The sequence below is a fragment of the Ohtaekwangia sp. genome (genome assembly GCF_036568665.1).
Lineage (GTDB): Bacteria > Bacteroidota > Bacteroidia > Cytophagales > Cyclobacteriaceae > Ohtaekwangia.
Genome location: NZ_DATCSD010000206.1, coordinates 1 through 7,530, shown reverse-complemented (window position 1 = coordinate 7,530; position 7,530 = coordinate 1). Strand labels below are relative to the sequence as shown.

The following is a 7,530-nucleotide window of genomic DNA, read 5'->3' as shown; positions in this document are numbered from 1 at the left end:
GGCATTCCAAAGCCTCTTTGGTTAAATCAACTTTGGCAAAATAAAAACTCCTCCATCCGCTATATACGAATGGAGGAGCCATTACTTATTTGGAGTATGTAAACGTGCCTGTGTTTAATATTTGAATACTTTGCCGTTGGCCATTACTTCCTGCTTCTCTTCATCGAAAGTTACTTTCGCTCCGGTGCGTACAGCAGCGTTTGTCATAATGGTAGCAATAGAGTGCATATACCCGGCTTCTACCGGTGCATTGGGTTGCTGGCGACTGCGTACGCATTCCATCCAGTTGCGCATGTGTGCCGAAGTAAGGGCATCGCCTCCGGTGTTGGCAGATGCCACAACTTTGGCAGAATTTTGAGATATATCCAGCTCCGGCAAAAGGTTTGCCTGCATGTTCATAGCCTTTGCATGATTCTCGCGAAGACCTCCTTTAGGTGATAGCTTGTTCGTGTTGAGGTTCAACTCACCGCCATTGGAATAGTATATCTCGGCAGGATTCTCATCACCGTTCATCATGCGTGAAGTAAACTGTACCTGGAAGCCTTGCTTGTCGTCACCATAATCGAATACAGCAGTAGTAGTATCCCAATTCTTACGACCATCTTTCCAGAAATATACTCCTCCATTGGCCACAACACTGCGAGGATGTTTCAATCCGCTGAACCAATGTACGGTATCAATCTGGTGACTCATCCACTGACCAGGCATGCCGGAAGAGTAAGGCCAGAACAAGCGATACTCAAGGTATTTGCGTGGATCGAAATTTTCGAACGGGCGATTCATCAGGAAGCGTTTCCAATCGGTGTCTTGCTCGCGCAGCTCTGCTACCAGTGCAGGTCTTCTCCAACGGCCGGGCTGGTTAACATTCCAGTTTAGTTCTACCATTACGATCGGACCAAACTTGCCGCTTTGTATATACTCGGCTGCTGCATGATAATTAGCACCGCTTCTGCGTTGTGAACCAATTTGTACGATCTGTTTCGATTCCTTCACGGCTTTCAACGCCGCGCGGTTATCTTCCATTGTTTCAGCAAACGGTTTTTCGGTATAAGTATCGCATCCTGCTTTTACTGCTTCGATAGTATGGAGTGCATGTTGAAAATCAGCTGTGCTAATAATTACAGCATCTATATCTTTGATTTTGTATAGCTCATCGTTGTTGAGACATGCCTGTATATCGTGACCGAATTTTTCTTTCAAAAAAGCCTGGCCCTCTTCTCTTCTTTTTTTCCACAGGTCTGATACAGCAACGATATCGAAGTTGAGTTCCTGGTAATGATTCTGGAAAGCCGGGAATAGTGATTGACGGAAACGATCGGAGAATCCAACAACACCTACACGAACGCGGTCGTTGGCACCGATGATATTAGCATAGCTCTTGGCAGAGAAAGCAACGGCACCCAGCGATGCTATAGCACTCTTCTTGATAAATGTTCTTCTCGAGGTTTTCATATTCACATAATGGTTTAGACTGAGTATCTCTTTCGATGTATAGAGAAGAGATATACTTTATTTTAGTTCTTTGATCTTGATGCTGCGGAAAGAAACATAGTCGCCATGGTCTTGCAGCAGTATATGTCCTTTTTCAGCCATGCCGAAATTATCCCACTGTGCATATTTACTGCGTGCCACCAGTGCTTTGTAAATATTATTACCACGGATATACTCTACCACTTTGTAGCCATTGAGCCAGTGTTCCACGCGATTGTCCGGGTATACTATAACACGTCCCAGATTCCACTCGCCAATTTTCTTAATGCCTCTTGGATTTTTATCAGCCGGTATCAGATCATATAGCGAGCCCAATGTGCGATTACCCGCAGCGCCTAATTTTGCATCAGGATGTTTTTCATCATCCAGCACCTGAAACTCCAGTCCTATAGCAGAGCCCTGGTTATTTTCTTTTTCAGTTACAAAATATTTCACACCGCTGTTAGCACCTTCGCTCAAACGAAATTCAAACTCGATATCAAAAGCCTTATACTCGTTGATGGAAACAATGTCGCCACCATTCTGCGACTCACCACCACTTGATTTAACAACGCTTAATACACCATCTTTAATCTCCCATCCTTTCTCCGGAAATTTATCTTTATAGGCACCGCGCCAGCCATTGGTAGTTTTACCATCCCACAGCAAAGTATATCCGTTCTTCTTCTCTTGTTCAGTAAGTGTGTTCGGAACAAAGTTTACCACGTAAAGCGCATCGTCTGGCGATGGTGTGAGGTTCTCTGTTTTGATTCGTATATTTTTAAACCACACATGCTTGCCAGCTTCTTCCGGTTTGCCGATAGAGTGTACTTGCAATGCAAAGAAGCCCTTCAGCGTCATATCGTCAACCACGTTGGCACAGGGTATATTATTTACCCATGTGCGCAGCGAGTTACCAATGGCTTCAATGCGTATAGTATTCCACTCATTATTGCGATAGGCATTTTTCGCCGGTGTGTTATATTCCAGCGGATATAGCCACTGTCTTCTCGATTCGTCATATATACCACCGCACCACTTGCGTGACGAAGGATCGATTTCCAATTGATACCCAAACACTCTTCCGCTCAGGTAATCAGCTTTACTTTCACTACGGAATTGCACACCCGAGTTGGTTCCATCGTCCATCTTGAAGTCGAGCTCCAGTATAAAATCACCAAACGTTTCTTCCGTTGCTAAAAATGAATTGGGAGAATCCTGGATGGTGGTTCCTACAATCATTCCATTCTCTACTGTGTACGGAGCTTTACCGTTGATCTGCTTCCAGCCGGTAAGATCTTTCCCATTAAAAAGTTTGCGCCAGCCCTTATCTGCTTTCTGCGCATAGCCCAGGAGAGATGCGGAAACAAGAAGAAGTGTAACGAGTTTTTTCATGATGCGTGTGAAATGGTTTAAAGGTTGAGTTGCTATACTATATATTGATTACAAATTCAGTCGGTTAAGTTCTTTTACAGCATGATCGCATGCGCGAGCGGTGAGTGCCATGTAGGTAAGCGATGGATTCACACTGGCGTTGGATGTCATGCAGGCGCCATCGGTAACAAACACATTCTTCACGGCATGCACCTGGTTAAAGGCATTTAGTACCGATGTTTTCGGATCGCGCCCCATGCGTGCTGTGCCCATCTCGTGATTGGCATTACCCGGAAAGGATGTATCCACGTGAGGTCTTACATTTTTATACCCTGCAGCTTCCAGCATCTCAGCAGCCGATTGCGCCATGTCTTGTTGCATAGCCAGTTCGTTGGTTTTGAACTCGCAGTTTATAGTAAGCGTATTGCGCCCGTATTTATCTTTTTGTGTTGTATTTAATGTCACGCGGTTATCCTGGTATGGAAGGCATTCACCAAATCCTGAAAGCCACATGCTCCAGGGGCCGGGTGTTTGCACGGCCTGCTTCAATGCCTCTCCTATACTATCAGACTCCAAATAGCCCCTCCAACCCTGACGCCCTGCTCCACCCATGATGCCAAAACCTCGTATATAATTCGTTTCTTTTTTATCCAGATTACGAAAGCGGGGTATATAGATGCCGTTTGGTTTTCTTCCGTAGTAATATTGATCGTCAAAACCTTCAATGATTGCGCTCGCTCCGGCAAACTTGTGGTGGTCCATCAGGTTCCGGCCAACCTGGTCGCTGTCGTTACCTAAGCCCGTTGGAAATCTGTTCGAGATAGAGTTCAGAAGTATAAATGTAGTGCCGACTGTGGAGGCATTAAGAAATACAATACGGGCATAATACTCGGTAACTTCATTTGTCTCGGCATCAATAACCTCTACACCCGTTGCCTTTCTTTTTTGTTCATCGTACAATACTTTATTCACCAATGAATTGGCACGAAGAGTCAGGTTACCGGTAGCAAAGGCAGCGGGCAATGTGCTGGAGTTACTGCTGAAGTAAGCACCATACGGACAACCGCGATGACACAGATCTCTGCTTTGACAGGCGCCTCTTCCTTTCAAGGCTTTGGTAAGATTGGCAACACGACCCGCGGTAACTTTTCTATCAGGAAATTTTTTCTCTGCCATTTCCTTGAAGTGTTTCTCCACACAATTCAATTCCATAGCAGGCTGATATTTCCCATCCGGAAAATGATCCAATCCTTCCGCTTGTCCGCTCACCCCTATAAATGTTTCAGCATGATCATACCACGGGGCGAGATCTCTATACCGCAGCGGCCAGTCCACACCATGGCCATCTTTTAAGTTAGCTTCAAAATCGAGATCGCCCCAGCGATAACAATGGCGACCCCAGAGAATGGATCGGCCCCCCACTATATTTCCCCGAATCCAGTCAAAGCGCTTTGCTTCTGTATAGGGATTCTCGAGGTCGTTTATATAAAACTGTTTATTATCGGCCCGAAAGGAATAATGCCGTGCCTGGACGTGTGAGTTCTTTCGATCCTCTTGTGTTAAAACACTGCCGTGATCAATTTCCCATACATCTTTTGTGGCGGTAGGATAGTTGGGGTGTACCAGTTCCTTTCCGCGTTCAAGCATCAATACTTTTAATCCCTTCTCACAAAGTTCTTTAGCGGCCCAGCCTCCGCTAATGCCAGAGCCTACTACAATTGCATCGAAAGTATTTTGCTCTCTCGCCTTTCCATTCAGATTCATGCACTCAATTTCTTTACTCTAAAATTCTAAAATCTTTTCTACGAGGGAAATAAGTTTTTCAAACGGTAACGGGATCGGTCACAATGGCGTGAAAAGCTTTCGTTTGCCGCTTGAAAAATGCCTACCGCGCGTAAGTATTTTGCGGTTGAATATTAAATTTTTCGAATCCCTTTAGCATTCGACCTCATGTTATATTTTTGCGCAATTTTGTACATACCACTCCACTACGAAAATGCCAAGAGACAGAAGTATTCGCTCCGTACTGATCATCGGTAGCGGCCCCATTATTATTGGTCAAGCCTGTGAGTTCGATTACTCCGGTTCGCAAGCTTCGCGATCGTTGCGCGAAGAAGGAATCGAAGTTGTGCTGATCAATTCTAATCCGGCTACAATCATGACCGACAAAGTGACGGCTGATCACGTGTACCTGAAGCCCCTGACAAAGAAATCGATCCGTGAAATTCTGGAGAAGCATCACATCGATGCTGTACTTCCAACCATGGGTGGGCAAACTGCTTTGAACCTTTGCATTGATTGCGACAAAGCAGGTATCTGGCAACACTACGGTGTTCGCATTATAGGAGTTGATATTAAAGCTATTGAGACTACCGAAGACCGTGAGAAGTTCCGCCTCAAAATGCTGGAGCTTGGTGTAGGTGTTTGCCAGGGAGGAACAGCTTCTTCTTTCCTGCAGGGAAAAGAGATAGCGCAGGAGATAGGCTTCCCGTTGGTAATTCGTCCTTCCTATACTTTGGGAGGAACGGGTGGAGCTTTCGTAAATGATCCTGCTGAATTTGATGAAGCACTCAACCGCGGCTTGCACGCCTCGCCTATACATGAGGTGCTGGTGGAGCAAAGCATCATGGGGTGGAAAGAGTATGAGCTCGAGTTGCTTCGCGATAGTCTTGGCAATGTGATCATCATCTGCTCGATCGAGAACTTTGACCCGATGGGTATACATACCGGTGATTCCATTACAGTGGCACCCGCGATGACGCTGCCCGATACAGTATATCAGAAGATGCGCGACCTCGCCATCAAAATGATGAACGGTATAGGTCAGTTTGCCGGAGGTTGTAACGTACAATTTTCACTCAATCCGGATAATGATGATGAGATCATCGGTATAGAGATCAACCCGCGTGTATCACGTTCATCAGCACTGGCATCAAAAGCAACCGGGTATCCAATCGCGAAGATTGCTGCCAAGCTTGCCATCGGGTATAATCTTGATGAGTTAAAGAATGCGATCACAGGTACAACAACTGCTTACTTTGAGCCTGCTATAGATTACGTAATCGTAAAAATACCTCGCTGGAATTTCGACAAGTTTCATGGTGCTGACCGCAGACTTGGTTTGCAAATGAAGTCGGTAGGTGAAGCGATGGGTATAGGAAGAAATTTCCAGGAAGCTTTACAGAAAGCTTGTCAGTCGCTCGAGATCAGAAGAAACGGTTTAGGTGCCGATGGTAAATCACTCACCAAGCAGGACGAAATTCTGCACAGCCTGGAGCATCCATCCTGGAACCGTATATTCCACATCTATGATGCGTTGAAACTCGGTATACCGATGAAGACGGTGCAGAAGCTTACGAAGATCGATCGCTGGTTCCTGAAGCAGATTGAGGAGCTTATTGAACTGGAGAAAGAGATCGAGAAATATACCATTGAAAATATACCGGCATCGTTGATCCGTGTAGCAAAAGAAAAAGGATATGCCGATCGCCAGATCGCGCACTTGCTCGACTGCTATGAAAGTGAAGTGCATAAGAAGCGCATGGATCTTGGTATTAAGCGTGTATATAAATTGGTTGATACCTGCGCGGCAGAATTTGAAGCGAAAACTCCGTACTACTATTCAACATTCGATTCTGAAAATGAATCGGCAGTATCCAATCGCAAGAAAGTAGTTGTGCTTGGCTCCGGACCAAACCGTATAGGGCAAGGTATAGAGTTCGATTACTCTTGCGTGCATGGTGTGTTGGCTGCAAAAGAATGTGGCTACGAAACCATCATGATCAATTGCAATCCGGAAACAGTATCAACAGATTTTGATATAGCGGACAAACTATATTTCGAGCCGGTATTCTGGGAACATATCTACGATATTATTCAGCATGAAAAACCGGAAGGTGTAATTGTACAGCTTGGCGGACAAACTGCATTGAAGCTGGCGGAGAAACTGGAGAAGTATGGTATAAAAATAATCGGTACTTCATTCGAAGCGCTTGACCTTGCCGAGGATCGCGGTCGCTTCTCTACCTTGTTGAAAGAACTCGGTATACCCTACCCTGAATTTGGTGTAGCGAAAAATGCAGACGAAGCTCTTGAAGTTTGCAAAACTATAGGCTTCCCGTTGCTGGTGCGCCCTTCGTATGTACTCGGTGGACAAAGCATGAAGATCGTGATCAACGAGCAGGAGCTGGAGCATCACATCCTCGACATCTGGAAACACTTACCCGATAACAAGGTTCTTCTCGATCACTTCCTGGATGGTGCAATAGAAGCAGAAGCCGATGCTATATGCGATGGTGAAAATGTATACATCATCGGTATCATGCAGCATATAGAGCCTGCCGGTATACATTCGGGCGATTCGTACGCTGTGCTCCCTCCGTATAATCTGGGCGACCTGGTAATAAAACAGATCGAACACTATACACAAAAGATTGCTGTAGCACTGAAGACAGTTGGTTTGATTAACATTCAGTTCGCTATCAAGAACGATAAAGTATATATCATCGAAGCAAACCCGCGGGCATCCAGAACGGTGCCGTTCATTTGCAAAGCATACGATGAACCGTATGTGAACTACGCAACCAAGGTGATGCTGCGCGAGAAGAAAGTTACCGACTTCACATTTAATCCTACCAAGAAAGGATACGCGATCAAAGAACCGGTATTCTCCTTCCACAAATTCCC

General features: G+C 45.4%; 4 protein-coding genes. 1 reads left to right on the top strand and 3 read right to left on the bottom strand.

Going from position 1 to position 7,530, the window contains the following annotated elements; all coding sequences use genetic code 11:
- Positions 1 to 114: 114 nt before the first annotated feature.
- Genes VIN08_RS11555 through VIN08_RS11545 form a run of 3 tightly spaced genes read right to left on the bottom strand, consistent with a single transcriptional unit; the run spans position 115 to position 4,608 of the window.
- Complete coding sequence (locus VIN08_RS11555; RefSeq protein ID WP_331964797.1) at positions 115 to 1,452, bottom strand: Gfo/Idh/MocA family oxidoreductase; 1,338 nt, start codon at positions 1,450 to 1,452, stop codon at positions 115 to 117.
- 57 nt (positions 1,453 to 1,509) lie between these two features.
- A complete protein-coding gene (locus VIN08_RS11550) occupies positions 1,510 to 2,865 on the bottom strand; it encodes a DUF1080 domain-containing protein (RefSeq protein ID WP_331964794.1) in 1,356 nt (451 codons plus the stop codon).
- A 48-nt stretch (positions 2,866 to 2,913) separates the two neighbouring features.
- The gene (locus VIN08_RS11545) at positions 2,914 to 4,608 is read right to left on the bottom strand and encodes a GMC family oxidoreductase (protein ID WP_331964791.1); all 1,695 of its coding nucleotides are present in this window, start codon (positions 4,606 to 4,608) and stop codon (positions 2,914 to 2,916) included.
- 232 nt (positions 4,609 to 4,840) lie between these two features.
- Between VIN08_RS11545 and carB the strand changes: the two genes are divergently transcribed.
- The coding region (gene carB / locus VIN08_RS11540; protein WP_331964788.1) for a carbamoyl-phosphate synthase large subunit at positions 4,841 to 7,530 on the top strand (2,690 nt) is incomplete at its 3' end.

Excerpts from the sequence above, each read along its gene's own strand:
- VIN08_RS11555 (WP_331964797.1), bottom strand. The coding sequence starts at position 1,452 with ATGAAAACCTCGAGAAGAACATTTATCAAGAAGAGTGCTATAGCATCG.
- VIN08_RS11550 (WP_331964794.1), bottom strand. The coding sequence starts at position 2,865 with ATGAAAAAACTCGTTACACTTCTTCTTGTTTCCGCATCTCTCCTGGGC.
- VIN08_RS11545 (WP_331964791.1), bottom strand. The coding sequence starts at position 4,608 with ATGAATCTGAATGGAAAGGCGAGAGAGCAAAATACTTTCGATGCAATT.